Annotated in this window: 15 protein-coding genes; 5 read left to right on the forward strand and 10 right to left on the reverse strand. The window is 58.7% G+C overall.

Translation table 11 applies throughout. The features are described from left to right. The first annotated feature begins 18 nt into the window (after nt 1-18). On the forward strand, nt 19-939 hold the full coding sequence (gene folE2 / locus ORL50_RS02495; RefSeq protein ID WP_266009634.1) for a GTP cyclohydrolase FolE2: 921 nt from the start codon (nt 19-21) through the stop codon (nt 937-939). On the opposite strand, the gene ORL50_RS02500 is transcribed toward folE2, so the two are convergent. Next, nucleotides 906-1,427: a DUF3617 domain-containing protein gene (locus ORL50_RS02500; RefSeq protein ID WP_266009635.1), complete on the reverse strand. Its 522-nt coding sequence runs from the start codon at nt 1,425-1,427 to the stop codon at nt 906-908. The two genes, folE2 and ORL50_RS02500, sit on opposite strands and share 34 nt — an antisense overlap. Before the next feature lie 131 nt (nt 1,428-1,558). On the opposite strand from ORL50_RS02500, the gene cls reads away from it, so the two are divergent. After that, nucleotides 1,559-2,998: a cardiolipin synthase gene (cls, locus tag ORL50_RS02505; RefSeq protein WP_266009636.1), complete on the forward strand. Its 1,440-nt coding sequence runs from the start codon at nt 1,559-1,561 to the stop codon at nt 2,996-2,998. Here the strand turns inward: cls and cfaB are convergent. Further along, nucleotides 2,995-4,182 (reverse strand): C17 cyclopropane fatty acid synthase CfaB, encoded by a 1,188-nt coding sequence (gene cfaB / locus ORL50_RS02510; RefSeq protein ID WP_266009637.1) that lies wholly within the window; start codon nt 4,180-4,182, stop codon nt 2,995-2,997. The two genes, cls and cfaB, sit on opposite strands and share 4 nt — an antisense overlap. 287 nt (nt 4,183-4,469) lie before the next feature. Here cfaB and lpdA point away from each other — a divergent pair, with 287 nt between their 5' ends. Continuing rightward, entirely contained in the window at nt 4,470-5,870 is a 1,401-nt protein-coding gene (lpdA, locus tag ORL50_RS02515) for a dihydrolipoyl dehydrogenase (RefSeq protein ID WP_266009638.1), read from the forward strand. Between the two features lie 6 nt (nt 5,871-5,876). Here lpdA and ORL50_RS02520 read toward each other — a convergent pair whose 3' ends face one another. Next, complete coding sequence (locus ORL50_RS02520) at nt 5,877-6,350, reverse strand: Lrp/AsnC family transcriptional regulator (RefSeq protein WP_266009639.1); 474 nt, start codon at nt 6,348-6,350, stop codon at nt 5,877-5,879. Between the two features lie 145 nt (nt 6,351-6,495). Here ORL50_RS02520 and ORL50_RS02525 point away from each other — a divergent pair, with 145 nt between their 5' ends. Then, nucleotides 6,496-7,125, forward strand: coding sequence for a LysE family translocator (locus ORL50_RS02525; RefSeq protein WP_266009640.1), 630 nt, complete (start codon nt 6,496-6,498; stop codon nt 7,123-7,125). On the opposite strand, the gene ORL50_RS02530 is transcribed toward ORL50_RS02525, so the two are convergent. The 7 genes from ORL50_RS02530 to ORL50_RS02560 are packed head-to-tail and all read right to left on the reverse strand — an operon-like array spanning nt 7,126 to nt 16,319. Next, a complete protein-coding gene (locus ORL50_RS02530; protein WP_266009641.1) occupies nt 7,126-9,303 on the reverse strand; it encodes a hypothetical protein in 2,178 nt (725 codons plus the stop codon). After that, on the reverse strand, nt 9,290-10,486 hold the full coding sequence (locus ORL50_RS02535; protein ID WP_266009642.1) for a DUF3142 domain-containing protein: 1,197 nt from the start codon (nt 10,484-10,486) through the stop codon (nt 9,290-9,292). The genes ORL50_RS02530 and ORL50_RS02535 overlap by 14 nt, the downstream gene beginning before the upstream one ends. 53 nt (nt 10,487-10,539) lie before the next feature. After that, nucleotides 10,540-11,379 carry a class I SAM-dependent methyltransferase gene (locus ORL50_RS02540; RefSeq protein WP_266009643.1) on the reverse strand — a complete coding sequence of 280 codons (840 nt, stop codon included), beginning with the start codon at nt 11,377-11,379 and terminating at the stop codon, nt 10,540-10,542. Next, the gene (locus tag ORL50_RS02545; protein WP_266009645.1) at nt 11,373-12,530 is read right to left on the reverse strand and encodes an acyltransferase family protein; all 1,158 of its coding nucleotides are present in this window, start codon (nt 12,528-12,530) and stop codon (nt 11,373-11,375) included. Before ORL50_RS02545 ends, ORL50_RS02540 begins: the two co-directional genes overlap by 7 nt. Further along, on the reverse strand, nt 12,527-13,411 hold the full coding sequence (locus tag ORL50_RS02550; RefSeq protein WP_266009646.1) for a class I SAM-dependent methyltransferase: 885 nt from the start codon (nt 13,409-13,411) through the stop codon (nt 12,527-12,529). Before ORL50_RS02550 ends, ORL50_RS02545 begins: the two co-directional genes overlap by 4 nt. Continuing rightward, complete coding sequence (locus ORL50_RS02555; protein ID WP_266009647.1) at nt 13,408-14,712, reverse strand: glycosyltransferase; 1,305 nt, start codon at nt 14,710-14,712, stop codon at nt 13,408-13,410. Before ORL50_RS02555 ends, ORL50_RS02550 begins: the two co-directional genes overlap by 4 nt. Beyond that, nucleotides 14,706-16,319: a glycosyltransferase gene (locus tag ORL50_RS02560; RefSeq protein ID WP_266009648.1), complete on the reverse strand. Its 1,614-nt coding sequence runs from the start codon at nt 16,317-16,319 to the stop codon at nt 14,706-14,708. The genes ORL50_RS02555 and ORL50_RS02560 overlap by 7 nt, the downstream gene beginning before the upstream one ends. Between ORL50_RS02560 and ORL50_RS02565 the strand changes: the two genes are divergently transcribed. Beyond that, a complete protein-coding gene (locus ORL50_RS02565) occupies nt 16,309-16,533 on the forward strand; it encodes a hypothetical protein (RefSeq protein ID WP_266009649.1) in 225 nt (74 codons plus the stop codon). The genes ORL50_RS02560 and ORL50_RS02565 overlap by 11 nt on opposite strands. Nucleotides 16,534-16,580: the final 47 nt, after the last annotated feature.

Here is a 16,580-nt window from a genome sequence, read left to right on the forward strand (position 1 = left end):
CTCTACGATGGACTGCTCATGAGCGCGCTGACTTTGCCGGATATTGCCAACCAGGCCTCCTACCGAAACCTGCCAGTGGATTGGGTTGGCATGGCCAGGATTGCCATACCCGTTTTACTCCACGGCCAAAAAATAGCGGCAAAAGCGGATGCTGGGGTGAGCTTGGACGATGGCAGTGCGCGAGGTATTCACATGTCGCGACTCTACCTGGCACTAGAAAAGCTGGAGCACAAAGAGCTGACGCCTGCGCTTTTGCAAGAGGTACTCCAGTGTTTTCTGGAAACGCATGCGGGGTTATCTAACAGTGCCTACCTCCACGTTCGCTTCGAACTACTGGTTAAAAGGTCGGCACTCGTCAGTCACTTGTCCGGTTGGCGATCCTACCCAGTGAGCGTTCTAGCAAGCCTCAAAAACGGAGTGTTCCACGTGGAACTAAATATGGAGATGACATATTCATCAACATGCCCGTGCTCGGCCGCACTGGCGCGTCAGCTGATCCAGCAGCAATTTATCGATGATTTTGCCAACAAGGCGTTGCAACACGCTGAGGTTTTGGCTTGGCTGGGAGGCTCGAATGGCATCGTTGCGACACCTCACAGCCAACGCAGCACGGCACAACTGCACGTACGAACCCATCCGGACAGCGATGAGTTTCCAATAATCGCGATTATCGATCTGGCAGAAGCAGCGCTCGGCACCGCAGTACAAACAGCCGTGAAGCGCGCGGATGAACAAGCATTCGCACTGGCCAATGGGCGGAACCTGATGTTCTGTGAAGATGCTGCACGACGTCTGCACCTTGCCCTCAAGTACCACGATGAAATCGAAGCGTTTCAGCTATGGGTGGTGCATGCAGAGAGCCTGCATGCACACGACGCGGTAGCGCAGAGCAAATGGAATTGGGATCAAGCTCGCGGCTTGACGGTACCGCAGTCCTGACCCAGCCACACAGCGCGAGTATCGAGACTACCCTTCTGCTGGATACCGGTTGCGTTGAACGTGCCGTTGACCTTAGTGGTGAACTCACGATCGCTGAGGAAGGTGGCGACCCCAGCGCCCTGGGCCTTAGGACAGCTGAAGCGGAATTTCCACTGGTTACCGGTACGCTCGGTGATTTCCTGTTTGCAGCCCGACTGGGGGTCGGTCAGCGGGATGTTGTCGGTCTTCACCTGCTCCGGAGTCAGGCAGGCACGAATCCCCTTACCGCCCATGGTGATGCCCTGCTTCTCCAATTGAGCGCGCTGCTCCGGAGTCATCTGGCTTTGCAGCTGACCCAGAATCAGTTGCAGATCTGGCAGGTCCTGGTTATCGACCTTCATGTTGCTCGAGGTCAATTCCCACAAACCTGGCTGAAGCATCTGCGCCTGAGCGGCCACAGGAAGTGCCAAACCAAATGCCATGGCCAAACCCAGCAGACGAAAGTTCATCGTGTAACTCCTGATCAGTAGTGGCCGTTAGACGTCAGCCGCAGGCATCGGTTCATGGACCAATTAATTAGCGACATTCTGCACGGAACATGGTCTGTTAAGCATTGAATATTCAGGAGCAAGGTTGCCCCATGGATTACTTTGGACCGCATATTTTCGGCTACATGATTGCACTGCTCCATACGCTGGGTTCGATCGCGGCCATTCATGCCGTGCTCACCGTAAGGACCGCCCAAGGCTCGATTGCCTGGGCCCTGTCGTTGGTGTTCATCCCCTATCTCACACTCATCCCTTACCTGGTCTTCGGCCGCAGCACCTTCGATGGCTACATCAAGGCTCGACGGCAGGCTAACGAAGAGATGCGCAAGGCAATCTCGGAGCTCAACTGGCGGCCCTGGGTGGAAGAGGCACTGACCGCGCGCGCCTCGAACGCCTACGCATCCCTGCGAGCGATGCCAAAGCTGGGACGCATGCCGTGCCTGGCAAATAACGAGGTACACCTGCTGATCAATGGCCAGGCCACCTTCGACGCCATCTTCGCGGCTATCAGTACCGCCAGAGAGGCGGTGCTGATCCAGTTCTTCATCATCCACGACGATCGCCTCGGCCAACGCCTGCACAAACTGTTGCTGCAAAAAGCAGCTGAAGGAGTGGCGGTGTATCTGCTCTATGATCGGATAGGCAGCCACTCCCTGCCCCACAGTTTTGTCCAGCCGTTGCGCGACGCCGGAGTCGAGGTCAAGGCGTTCGCTACCCGCAGCGGATGGCTGAATCGCTTTCAGGTGAACTTCCGCAATCATCGCAAGATAGTGGTAGTCGATGGTGTGCTGGGCTTTGTCGGCGGGCATAACGTCGGCGATGAATACATGGGCGAGAAGCCACCGCTAGCCCCCTGGCGCGACACCCACGTTGAGGTCCGCGGCCCGGTGGTTGCCTGCATGCAGGAATCGTTTGCCGAAGATTGGTTCTGGGCCGCGCGTTCACTGCCACCTTTGATACTGCCGGACGTTTATCCGGAGGATGGCGTGCTCTGCCAGCTACTAGCCAGCGGCCCGGCAGATGCTTACGAAACCTGCTCGCTGTTCTTCGTCGAGGCGATCCACGCAGCGACGGAGCGGGTATGGATCACCAGCCCGTACTTCATCCCAGATGAAGCCGTTTTCGCTGCGCTGCGGCTGGCCGTGTTGCGCGGAGTCGACGTGCGAATCCTGCTGCCATCGCGTCCAGACCACCGCATCGTCTACGCCGCTTCCAGCCTTTACGCGTTCGAAGCGGTCAGGGCTGGCGTGCGGGTGTTCCGCTACGAGCCGGGGTTCCTGCATCAAAAAGTAGTGCTCATCGACAGCGAGATCAGCGCCATCGGCAGCGCCAACCTCGACAACCGCTCATTCCGGTTGAATTTCGAAGTGATGCTGCTGACGGTCGACAGTGTGTTTGCCGGCGAGGTGGAGCAGATGCTCAACGCCGATTTCGCCCTGGCCCATGAAATTGCCAAGGAAGAAAGCCGGGAGACCCACCGCCTGCAACAGATCGGCATGCGGATCGCCCGGCTTATTTCGCCGATTCTTTAAGGGGTATAGATGTCGTCACGAGTCCATGGCAGTTCATGGCTGCCGTCAGGATGGGCTTTGACGGCAAGTATCTGGTGCAGGTTGATCCAGCCCCTGGCGAATGCATAGGCGCAGCCTGCCAGATACAGCCTCCAGATGCGCAAAGCCTGCTCCGGCACTTCCTTCGCTGCGGCCTCCAGATTGTCCTCGAGCCGCTCGCTCCAGTGATCCAGGGTTCGCGCGTAATGCAGGCGCAGACTTTCGACGTCGACAATTTCCAGGCCGGCTTCACTGATCTCGGCCGAGATCATCGACAAGTGCGGCAGCTCGCCATTGGGAAACACATACTTGCCTATGAAGTCACCGGCCCCGCGTCCAACCGGGCGCCCATCGGTATGCTTCGCAGTAATGCCATGGTTCATTACCAGGCCGCCCTCCTTCACTGCACCAAAAAGCGTCTTGCAGTATTCGGCGAGGTTCGCGTGGCCGACATGCTCAAACATGCCGACGCTGACCACTTTATCGAAGCGTCCATCCTGGGGCAGATCGCGGTAGTCCAGCAGTTGCAGCTCTACCAAGTCGTCCAGACCCTCGGCAGTCACTCGCTCGCGGGCCAGCGCCAGTTGTTCCTTGCTCAGGGTGATGCCGAAAACCTTCGCGCCAAATTCCCGCGCCGCATAACGGGCAAGTCCACCCCATCCGCAGCCCACGTCGAGCAAATACTCACCGGGTTGCAGGCGCAGCTTGCGGCACAGATGGCGGAATTTGGCTTGTTGCGCTTGCTCAAGGGATTCGCTGCCGGTCTCGAAATAAGCGCAGGAGTACGCCATGTCGCTGTCGAGCCATAGCTGGTAGAAGGCGTTGGAGAGATCGTAGTGGTAGGAGATAGCCTTGGCGTCGGTTTCCTTGTCATGCACCGTGCGAACGAGCTCACCGCCCGCGTCCTCATCCAGCAACGCCTGGCTCCACTCGTCACAGACGCGGATAACGTCAGTGATCGAACCTTCAAGCTCAAGTTTGCCTTCGACATACGCTGCTCCTAACGCATCGAGGCTGGGGTGGGTGAACTGGGAAACCATTTGCGGGTCCTTGACCACAATAGTGACGCTGGGCGTCGGCCCCAGATTGAATTCATGGCCATCCCAGAGTCTCAGGCGAAGCGGTAACTGCAGATTCTGTAAGGCCGGTGGAAGTTGCGCGAGCATGGAAAATCCCCCTTGTTTCAGACGTCTGATTGAGAGGTTAGACCATCCTGGAAAAATAGCTGGCTATCGAATTAATAGGGCTTTTCTATGACCAGTGCCTTTAGTCACACGCGTCAAAACCCACCCTTTCAATCGCCCTCCCTCAGATGACTCCTGACATTTTCGGTAGTTCTGAAATTCTGCTTGCCCTGATCACTGACATTGCGACATATTATGATCATAATATTTAACTCGAACTACTTTTAACTTCCCTATAACAGCCCAGGCCCATAGCCAGGAGTACCAGCATGAGCACCTATGACATCGTGATACTGGGCGGCGGCCCTGGTGGTTACAACGCAGCAATCCGCGCCGGCCAGCTGGGCCTGAAAGCCGCTTGCGTCGAAGGTCGCGCGACGCTGGGAGGAACCTGCCTGAACGTCGGGTGCATGCCGTCCAAGGCGTTGTTGCATGCATCCGAACTCTACGAGGCGGCCAGTGGGGCGGAATTCGCCAACCTGGGGATCGAGGTCAAACCTGTGCTCAACCTTGCACAGATGATGAAGCAGAAAGACGAAAGCGTTGCTGGCCTGACCAAGGGCATTGAGTTCCTGTTCCGCAAGAACAAGGTCGACTGGATCAAGGGCTGGGGCCACATCGATGGTCCGGGCAAGGTCACGGTAACCGACGGTGAAGGCGGCAAGACCGAGCTCAGCGCCAAGGACATCATCATCGCCACTGGCTCCGAGCCAACGCCCCTTCCGGGGGTCGACATCGACAATCAACGAATCCTCGACTCCACTGGCGCGCTGTCACTGACGGAAGTGCCCAAGCACCTGGTGGTGATCGGCGCTGGCGTAATCGGTCTGGAGCTCGGTTCGGTATGGCGGCGCCTCGGGGCCCAGGTAACTGTGGTGGAGTTCCTCGACCGCATCTGCCCGGGTGTTGATGCGGAGGCAGGAAAAACACTGCAACGTTCATTGAGTAAACAGGGGATCAGCTTCAAATTGAGCTCCAAAGTCACCAGCGCCACCTCGTCCGCAACCGGCGTGCAGCTCAGCGTTGAGCCCGCCGCCGGCGGAAACGCCGAATTGCTGGAGGCCGATTACGTACTGGTGTCCATCGGCCGCCGACCTTTCACCGAGGGCCTGGGGCTGGAGAACGTGGGCCTGACTACGGATAAACGCGGGATGCTTGCCAACAAGGGACATCGCACTGAGGCCGCTGGAGTTTGGGTGATCGGCGACGTCACCTCCGGGCCGATGCTCGCACACAAAGCCGAAGACGAAGCCATGGCCTGTGTAGAACAAATCGTCGGCAAGGCTGGCGAGGTCAACTACGACCTGATCCCCAACGTGATCTACACCCGACCGGAGCTGGCCAGCGTCGGCAAGACCGAAGAGCAGCTGAAGGCTGAGGGGCGAGCTTATAAAGTCGGAAAATTCCCGTTCACAGCCAACAGTCGCGCAAAGATCAATCATGAAACCGAAGGCTTCGCCAAAGTGCTCGCGGATGAACGTACCGACGAAATTCTCGGGGTGCACCTGGTGGGTCCAAGTGTCAGCGAAATGATCGGCGAAAACTGCGTGGCCATGGAGTTCAGCGCTTCCGCCGAGGATATTGCGCTGACCTGCCATCCGCACCCTACCCGCTCCGAGGCGTTGCGCCAGGCGGCGATGAACGTAGAGGGGATGGCGACGCAGATGTAACCAGATCTAGCGCGGAAGATGCTCCAGGGGCAACGCGCCTGGAGCCTTCACCGTGTTAATGGCAAAGTTGCTGCGGATATCACTTACTCCCGGCAGTTTTAGTAGCTGGCCGGTGAGAAAGCGGTCGTAGCCGCGCAAGTCCGGCACTACCACTTGCAGCAGGAAATCCGATTCACCCGATACCAGGAACGCAGAAATCACTTCGGGCAAGGCTGTCACCGCCAGCCGAAATGCTTCGGCCTGCTCGTCATTGTGGCGTTCCACCTTGACCCCGACAAACACCGTCAATCCCAGACCCACCTCGTCACGATCCAGATTGGCCTGATAGCCCCTGATCACTCCAGCTTCTTCGAGCATCCTCACCCGACGCAAGCACGGCGAAGCGGACAACCCGATCTCGTCTGCCAGCTGCACGTTACTCAGGCGACCATCACGTTGCAGGGCAGCCAGGATCTTGCGGTCGTAAGCATCCAGTTTCATGAATTGGCATATCCAGATGGATTGGTGGCTAAAACCTGGCAGATTATGCCACGACTAGCCGATACAGCGCGCATCTACGCAAGCACCTGCCCTGGCGTTGCACCCTAAACTGGCACCACCAAATCGACTACGAATGGGGTGCGACATGGGTGAACTCTGGTTATTTGGCATGGCGTTGGCGGTGGTGTATCTGTTGCCCGGCCCGGACATGATTTTGCTGCTGCAGACGGGTGCGCGGCAGGGCAAAAGTGCAGCGCTAGCTACCGCAATCGGCTTGGGAATTGCCCGCGCCTGTCATGTAGCGCTGGCGGCGCTGGGGCTCGCAGCGTTGTTCAAGGCTGCACCCTGGACGTTTGATGCCGTGCGCCTGGCGGGGGCGGCTTACCTGTTATGGATCGGTATCCAGTGTCTGCGCACTTCCATGCTGCCAAATCTGGGTGATGCGAGTACTGGATTGAACAATTCTCGGCTACGTGAGGCAATCCAGCGCGGGTTGCTGACCAACCTGCTGAATCCAAAAGCTTTGCTGTTCTGTTCGGTGTTGTTGCCGCAATTTATCGATCCCAACGCCGGCCCTGTTCTCGGGCAATTTACGGTATTGGGCGCGATGCTGGTCAGCGCAGGGCTGTTGTTCGATAGCATTTACGCTGTGTCCGGCGCCGCCCTGGGCCGCTGGCTGCAACACAGCCCTTCGGCCCAGCGATTACAGCAATGGCTGTTTGGCAGCCTGCTGATCGGTTTTGCGGTACGCCTGACCTTTGTCCAGCAGGCTTGATCAAGCCTGCTTGCGCCGCTTGTGACGGTTGATCAGCAACAGCGCAGCCGCCGTGAAGGCGGCAACACCGCCAATTTCCAGCCACTTCTTATACGGCCGTAGAGCATTACGAACCGGACTGATGGCCTGTGTGACATAACGCTGGTCGGCCTTTTGGAAGTCTGGATACGGGCAACGCTCACCGAAGGACAAAGCCCAGTCGACATAGGGGCCTTCATTGACATACCGCTTGTAGAAAATCTGCTTAAGCTCCTGATCAGAGTTCCAGCCTGTCGCTGCGCATAAAACTGCTGCAAATGCCTGGCTGGTATGAGGCAAGTTATCGGCGGCACGGCTGGCCAGTTCATTAGCGAGATAGCGATAGTGATAACGCTGATCGGGCTGAGCGGCACTGGCTTGCTGGCGGTTGAACTCTTCCTGGGCCAGCAGCGGCCCAACTTTCAACTCGTTGCTTTGCAGGCTGTAATTACCATTGAAGGTCGCGAAGTCCGGGGACATCTCATAGCCCAGTAACTCCATACCGTAATGACGGCTCAGCTCGGCCGCATGGAAGTAAGCGAAAGCTCTCTTGCTGGGCCACCATTTCGATTCGGCGTCCTGGCGCAGCTCGCCGTACCACTTCGCCTGAATGTACAGTTTAGGGGTATCGAAATACGCCGGCGCTTCGTCGTATCGACCTTCTCGCAGCAACCGCCGACCCAGCAAATTGCGTAGTTTGCCCGAGACAGTTGGCGCAGTTGAGTCAATGTGATCGCCACCCTCAACGCGCAATCTGGCGGCGTAAGCTTCGAGGTCTTGTTGGCTGAACGGCGCCGGCACCGGTACTTTTGTATCCACATAGTGCTTGAGCTCATCGACGGTCAGCACTCGCTCGGCAACGGTCGCCGCGTCGAACCAGTAGATGTCCTGGCTGCGGTAAAGTTGATCGAATGCCTGCAGGTAATCCCCCCGCTGTAACGCGAGAATTGCGCTCTCCCCCTCGACCCGACACTTGGGTTGCAGCGATTCATAATCGAAATCCGCAGTCCTGCGCTCGCCCCACGATTCGTTTTGTGGAAAGGCCTGGGCTGCCTTGGCATACGCCGCAGTGGCAGCGACTTTGTCGCCATCTCGCAACGCCAGCTTCGCCCGCAGCCACCAGGCCAGGCCGCCATCGCCGGCGTGCTCAAGGAATGCTTTGGCGCTGGCGTAATCACCTTGTTGATAATTGACCGCCGCCAGCCGATCAGCGTTGTCGAGGGTTCCACGCGTGCTGTCGTGCAGCAGCTTTATCAGCTTCAGCTCATTCGCCGGTTGTTCACCGAACGACCAGCCAAGTCGACTGATCAGCGAAGCAGTCACCAGTTGCTGGACGGATTTGCCTTGGAGCAATTGCGCCAGGGCTGCTTCGGGCATTGCCGCGAGCTCGGCCATCAGTTGCTTCAATGAGCTGTAGCCCACCGGCGAACCATGCAGGTTTTGCGTGGCATACAGTTCGATGGCGCGATTCCAGTCGCCGGCTGTACGAACCACGCGGGCTTCTTCGCCGAGGCTGGCAACTCCCAGCTCCAACGGGTCACTGAAGCCCTCGATACTCAGTTGGCGCGCCTTCTCGAAGGCGAGTCGAGACTCGGCCAACAGGCCTGGCGCTGCATCCGCTTGTGAGCTCATGGCGAACAACGCACGCCCCAGGGAATAGGCCGCCCATGTACTGCGTAATGGACGCTGATCCGCCGGCAGCGTCAGTACTTTGTGAAAATACTCGGTCGCCAACGCATAGTCGCCAGCATTGAATGCCACCGCCCCCGCCAGATAGAGCACAAGCTCCGGCGGCAGCGCCGAGCCTTCGACTTCCACCTGATGTGCATCGGCCACGCTGCGAAGCTGTTTGACCAAGGCCTGCTGTTCCACAGACAAACCGACCAGCTCGGCCAGATCTCTAGGGCTAGGCTGGTCTTCTGCTTCGCTATAGCTGTAATCCTGATCAGCAGTGGCGGGTGCGATGTTTTTCAGACCCGGGATCAAGCGTCCGAGCCGACTGATCTCGAAGTTGAAATTGCCTTCCGGGAGCTCCGCCAGAGTCTGCCCCCGATTGTCCAATAGACGCATCGGGAAGTCCGGGCCACAGGCCAGCGCAGAACCCAGTGGCAGGCTGAGACTCAGGCACAGCAGATGACGTGGCCATTTACGGGTGAACATGTGACGCTCCTTGATCAATTTTTGCACAACGCGCCCAGCCAAGGGCGCGCTGCCCATCTGCCGCTATTCGACCCTCTCGTAAACGGCTGAAGGTCAGCGTGTCCTGAGTCTGTTGCAGTGCATAACCGGCCAACGCATCGGCACCCTCGCAATCGGTAACCGCCAGCGTCATGCGGTCTGGCCACGGACTGTCGAGATTGCCGGGGTTGATGATGCTGATATCGAACAAACCCTCATGCTCTGAGACCTGCAATTGCAGCTGGCTTCTGAGCACCTCACCACGGGCTACAGCGCGCAACGTGGTCAGGCTCCACGCCCGACGATCATGCGCCAGCGGTAATCTGAACCAGATCAAGCCCGCAAGGTGCTCGGGAGGATCGTTTCGTAAATCCAGGCCAAGGTCGCGAAGCTGCTGCGGATCAGCCAACAGCTCCCGACGCTCACCGTCGCGCTCGATGGTCACTTCGCTTTCTACGATTGGCCCGCCACTACTCGCCGGCAACAATGCCACGCCATAGGCAGGCAGTGCCAAGTAGAACGGTTTCGAAGTTAATCGTGACCACGCCTGCGTCCACTTCTTGGTTTGTTCCACGTGGAACAAACCGTTTTGCGGATTGCTGACCGCATGCACCTGCAACACGCTGCTATCGACAGCGGCTAACAATGCCGGCAGTTCAGGACTGCTCAACCATGCGGGCAGCGCGGTGATGCTCAGCGACATGGATGCCGGTAGACCCTTGCGCAACTCAGTCAGCAGGAGTCGATACTCAGGCAGTCGAGCGACTCCGGCATCATGGTCAATTTCCACTCCGGCCAAGGTTAACCCCTGCCCTTGCCAATCGATGATCAGTTGTTCGACCTGCGCCATGACTTCATGTCGATCCACAGACTGCAACTGGCCATCGAGCCGAACCACTGCAATCAAGGGACGACCATCCTGTCGCAACAGGTTGGCATCGACTCGGGCGCGGCTCCAGCCTGCTTGAGGAAATGATTGCAGAGCGAGTACACGCAGAGTGGAGAAATCCGCCCGGCTGTCGCGCAAGGCGGTCTGGTGGGCAGGTGTCCATTGACGCTGCCAGACGTAGAGTTGCTGATCGAGCGCCGTGGTCTCAGGTTGCCCGCAGCCGTAGAGCAACAGCGTTGAGACAAACAGCGATCCCAGGCGAATTGAAAACAACATGAAAACCTATCCCTTCCAACACAAGGTTGCAGGGTACACAAAATACTGTGGGATCAAGGCTTACGCGCGATTATCACCTGACTCTTCGCCACAACAGCGTCCAACGCCTGCTTGATCTGCGCTCCCCGAGGTGAAGCGAGGATCGCCTGCCAGGTATCAGCCCAGTGATTGAGCAGCGGATGATCCGCATTGCTGAAGTCCACTTTGGCTTCCCAGAACAGCAGCATCCACATCGACCAGTAGAAGCCGTACTGACTGTGGCTGATCACTTCCAGGCCTGCATCGCTGACCATCGCCTTGAACTGATCTTCACTGATGATGCGAATGTGATTGGGCTTCTGGAAGTACTCGGGTGCGGCGATGTCTTTTTGCAGGTCTTCAGAACTCGGGTGCGGCACGCTGAGCAAATACAGCGCGCCGGGCTTGCCGACTCGCACCAGTTCGGCAAGGAATTGCGCAGGGTCATCGACATGCTCAATGACCTCAGTGGACACCACCCGGGTTGCGGTTGCGTCAGCAATGGGCAGCGGGTTGCAATCGGTGACATGGCACTCAATGCTTTGTGCAGGTGTATCACCCAGGCGTAGCCGGGTCGCTTCGACCTTGGCCGCGTCGATATCGGCGATGATGATTTTCGCCCCACGCATTGCGCAGAAATGCACGTTGCCACCGTCGCCGCAGCCAACGTCCAGCAAAGTATCTTCGGGGCTGACCGGGAAACCGGTGAACAGCTCGCCGGTTTGCTGATTGAACCAGCCGCTGAGCATAGCGTCGTGCAGGCCCAGCATATACGGGTCGACTTTGTCGGGCACTGCTGCAGCTGGCGTCGGCTCCGGCAACGGTTGCGCGGGAGGAGGCGTGCCCGCCGCGAGTTTCTTCAACAGTCTCAGCATGAGGTTGCTCCAGAGGATGGGACGGCGGTTCGGGACAAGCTCAGGCGCTGCACCAGCGATACGCCACGACGGCGCATGGGCATTTCGACAAAGCGATAGTTGAGTTCACTCAGAAGCGCGATCAACCCGAAGGCGATCAACAGCGTCAAGACCGGGTGCCCCGCAGGGCTCGGCAAGTTGGCAGCCTGTAAGCGAAAAATGCCTTCACGCACCAGCAGATAGGCCGGGATGTGGATCAGGTAAATTCCATAGGAACGGCTGCCCACCCAGGTCATCAGGCTCTTGAACAGCCCGGGCGGCATCAGGTAATCACGGTTGTAGGAAGCGATCCAGACCAAAAGCGCACACAGCAGTGCAATCACGCCGATTCGGTAGTGAGTGAAGGTGAAACGATCAGTGGCGATAAAACCGAGTACCAACGACACAGCTACCAGAGCAGCCACACCGACCCAAGGACGCCGCAGAAAAGTTGGCTCCCAGCGCAAATAAGAAGGCTGCGCGCTCCACATGGCCAACAGCACGCCAAGGGCCAACGCATCAGTGCGGACCACCATCAGGATCGGCGTGCGCAACGTGAATACCTGCACCGCCACCAGCAAGATCAGCGCCCACACTAGGTATTTGCGACAGAGCAGAATCAACAAGGGAAACAACAGGTAGAACTGCTCCTCCAGCGACAGGCTCCAGTACACAAAACTGGTGCCATATTCGTAATTGTAAAAGCTGTCGGCGAAGCGGAAGTTGGCATATTGCGCAATGCCGGCCAGGGTCGCCTGCAGATTCGCATGCAGGGTGCCGAACGCGCCGGAGCGATTGAGGAACATGCACGCCAGTAACATCAGCGACAGCCACAACCAGGCTGAAGGCAACAGACGGAAGGCCCGTCGCAGCCAGAAGTTGCGAGTCTCCTGCCAGTATTCCTGCCGCGTGCTGCAAGCTTGCAACGCCGGAATCAGGCTGCGGGCGATAACAAAACCGGAAATCGCGAAGAACAGATCAACGCCCCACCACGGCTGGTTATACAGCGTGATCGCTTGCAGCAGCGGCACACCAGCGGCGAACAGGCTGTCCTGCAAGTGGTGGAACAATACCCCCAGCACCGCAATCCCGCGCAACAACTCGATATCCATGATGCGCTTGCTGCCATTCATGGTTGTCCTCCTGGACTGACTTCGCCTGGCATGGGTTTACGGGCGATGATCACCTGGCTCTTGGGCATGAATTGATCAAGCACCTGCTTGATCGCCAGACCATCGGGATGCACCAGCAAGTCCTGCCAGGTCTTGGCCCAGCTCTCCATCAGTGGTGGATAAGGTGCTTGGATACGGTCGCGAACCGCTCCACCGGGATCACGTCCTGCAGCCCTTTCGCTGGCCCAGAAAAAGATCATGCCCATCACCCAGAAAAAACCGCTGGCTTGACGATGCTCGATGACCAGCCCCGCCTCCTCCACCATCGCGGCGAACCGCTCGGGGGTAAAAACCTGCACGTGGTTGGGTGCCTGGAAATAGCTGGCGGGCGCGATGCCTTTTTGCAGATGCTCGCCCACCGGCGCAGGAACACTCAGCAGATACAACGCTCCGGGGCGGCCCATGCGCACCAGCTCAGCCATGAACGGTTCAGGCTGGTCGATGTGTTCGAGCACTTCCATACACACGACTCTGCTCGCGCAGCCGTCGGCCAGCGGCAGCGGCAAGCTGTTGCTTACCAGGCCCAGATTGGCTTGGCTCGACTGCGCGGCCACTTGCCGGGCCAGGTCACGCACCTTGTCGTGCTCACTGTCGGTGAAGATCACCGAGGCGCCCTGCCGGACAGCAAACAAGGTCGCCACGCCTTCGCCGCATCCGACATCCAGCAGGGTATCGTCGCAAGTGATGGCAAAGCCCTTGAGTAACTCGCCGGTTTCCCCGAGGAACCAGCCATCGAGTACTGCATCGTGCAAGCCGACGTCCCTGGGCGAGATCGGGTTTTGCACAACTGCCAATGGCGCAGGCGGCGCTGGCCAGAGCTTTGCCAACAGACGTCGAATCATGCGCTCGACGCTTGCAAATTCAGGGATTTGCGGCGCTCCAGCAGTTGCTCGAAAAACGCCTGCAGGCGCTGCTCGGTGCTGGCCTGGCTACAGAAGCCCTGAAGTCGGCTGACAGCATGGGCCGACATCCTTTCATACCGCCCGCCGTCGTTTTTGGCGACGTCGTAGCTGGCCCGGTAGGCGGCGCACAGCGAGTCCCAATCAGTGGTGTAACGCAGGGTACGAAATGCCACCCGGGGATCGTGCGGCCAGGCGGTCAGCTCTTCTGTCGAGTCGACGATGAACGCGTTGTCGCTGTCCACATAGTCGGCCATGGCGGTATTCAGCGGCGCGATCGCCGGTTTGCCGCAGGACATGAACTCCATCAACGGCAAGCACTGCCCTTCGCCATAAGAGCAGTTGACGACGTAACTGGTGGCCTCCCCCAGCCGCTCGTAGTCCAGGTCCGCAAGATAGCCATGGATCAACACGATGCGGCACTGATAGTTCTGGTTCTTGTAAACGTGGTGCAGCATGTCGTTGAGCGCGTCGGCTATGTCATGGTGAGTGAGCTTGAGCACCAGAGTCGCATCAGCGCAGTCACGGAATGTGGTGCAAAACGCGCTGATCATGTCCTTCCAGTTTTTGCGCCCGTCGTAGGGGTTGAATACCGAGGTGTAGACCACGCCGTCGAGCAGCAACTCGCAATCGCGCACCGGGCCGTCAAACACGATCGGCGTACCTTCGCGCAAGCGCTCCGGCCCGTAAGGGCGGACGTCGGCGGTGCGACTGTCGATCAACAGGCCGCGCAAATTCAGGCGGATCCCTTCGGCAACCGGACGCTTGAGCAGTTGCTCGCCGCGCGCGGCAAAGCGATCCCACACCGGCGCCGGAATGGCGCTGATCGGATAATCGGGCCCCATCACGTCGCGAACAGCGTTCACGGTGAAACTGGAATGAGTGATCGCCATGTCGCTGGACGCCAACACCACGCGCCAGTCATGCCGCGGTTCACCTAACCAACTTTCGGTGGGGATGGTGCTGAACTCCCAGGCAAACACCGGAATCGTCGGGCACGCATAGCTGATCGGCGTACGGTGCGGCGGCGAGAACGACAGGAACACACAGTCCTCGCCCCTGCTCTGGCAATCGAAGTAAAGCCGGTCGACCAACTCGTCCGGGTCGCTGACTTCGATCACCTGGCCCAGACGTTCCAGCACCGGGCGAAACTCCTTGAGTACGAAGTAGTAGCTGTACTCGGGACGGCCAAGGTTCTGCTGGATGTTGCTCTTGTTGGTTTCTGAATGAATGATGATCAGCATGCTGCAGTCCCTGTTTCAGCGGCCACCGGTGCAACGGCGGCTTGCGGCGCCTGCCCGAAGAACTGCGCCAGGCGTTGCTGTACCGGCGTGAAGCTGCAGTAGTCGCGCATCCGCTCGCTGGCGGCGTCGGCCATGGCATGCCAGGCCTGCGGCTGGTCTTTGGCCATGGCGTAACTCTGTACATAGGCGGTTTTCAACGAACCCCAATCCGGACGATGCCGCAGGGTGCGGTAGAGGATGCGTGCGTCTTCCGGCCAGATCGTCGGCTCGCGACTGGACTTCACGACAAAGGCCACGCGCTCGTCGATGTAGTCACGCATTGCCGTGTGGTCCGGTGCGATAACGGGCCGGGCACACGACATGAATTCCATCAGCGGCAGGCACAGGCCTTCGCAGCGCGAAGCGTTGACGTAGAAACTCGCCGCGCCATACAGCCGCGCAAATTCCTCATCCTGCAAATAACCGTGCATGACCACCACCCGACAAGCGAACGGTGACAGCTGCGAGAGCAAGGTCATGAGCTCGACGTAGTAGGTGGAGAGATCGTTCTGAGTCATCTTTAGCACGAGGGTAGCGTCTGGCTTATCGCGCAAGGCCCAGCAGAATGCAGTGATCAGATGGTGCCAGTTCTTGCGCCCGTCATCGGGGTTGAACACGCTGACATACACCACTCCGCTGACATCGATGGAGACGGTCGTGGTGGTATCGGGCAAAGCCGATTGCGCCGGTTTTTCGAGCTCCACAGGTTCGGCAACCGGTGGTGCAACTGGCACTGGTTGCGCTGCCAGTACCGGCTTGCGAAGCCTGGCCAGCAACGGGCGAACAGCTTCTGGCACCAGGTCGCGCGCGGCTTCGCGGTACCACAGCAACAGGTTGTGCTTGAGTGCCCGATAGACTTCGCGCACGTAATGCCGGGTGATGAAAGCGCGGCGGCGGATGGTCAATGGTGGTGGTGGCGGCGGCGGTACTAGTTCCGGTTCCGGTTCCGGTTCCGGCTCGGGCTCGGGCTCGATCTCCGCCACAGGCTCCACGATCTGCGGCCCAAGCAGGCCATCGGCGGACAAGCCCATCACATGGCTGTCGAGGATGCACCCTTTGATCTGCAGCGTTGCACCTGGATTCACCGGAGTGCCCGGATATTGCTGACGCACCTCGGCAAAGCGTTCCCACAAAGGCGTCGGCAGTACCAGTACCGGAAATTCCGCACCCAGGGTTCGGCGGATGGCATCGGCAGTGTGAGTGGACAAGGTGATCACCCGGCCCAGCCGCGCCAATGTCTGGCTCCAGTCCTGGCGCGGATCGTTGTCCCAGTGCTCGGCGGGGATGGTGTCGAATTCCCAGGCGACCACGCACACCATCGGGCATTGCACATTGGTCGGAGTCTTGTGCGGCGGAGCAAACGAAATGAACAGGCTGTCCTGCCCCGCCTGCTGCAACTGCCTGTAGAGCGGATCGACCTCGGCAGTCGAGGCTACGACGTGAACCTGCCCGAGGCTTTCGAACAAGGGTCGATAAGCCTTGAGCACAAAATAGTAACTGTACTCGGGACGGCCGAGACTCTGGCTGATGGAGCTGTCGTTGACGTCGGAGTAGAGAATGAAATTCATGGCATCCCATGGTCAGGTCGCCTTCCCGGCAACCTCACTCTGTGACGGAGAAGCCACGGATCAAGTCGGCTTTTGCCGGCCCTCGTCCATCGTCTTCGTGCCCGTCTTCGTTCTTGTTTTAGTGGTCAGTTTCTCGCAGTTTCACAGCGACGCTGCCGAACCCCGGGTAATCGTGACGAAGGGCATTCTAAACACATCCGTTGCGGATTCGTGAACCGCCCGGCAAGAATAAATCAGGCTACGCTGACCAGAACTGATCAG

The organism is Pseudomonas sp. RIT-562 (genome assembly GCF_026241895.1).
GTDB classification, from domain to species: Bacteria; Pseudomonadota; Gammaproteobacteria; order Pseudomonadales; family Pseudomonadaceae; genus Aquipseudomonas; species Aquipseudomonas mandelii_F.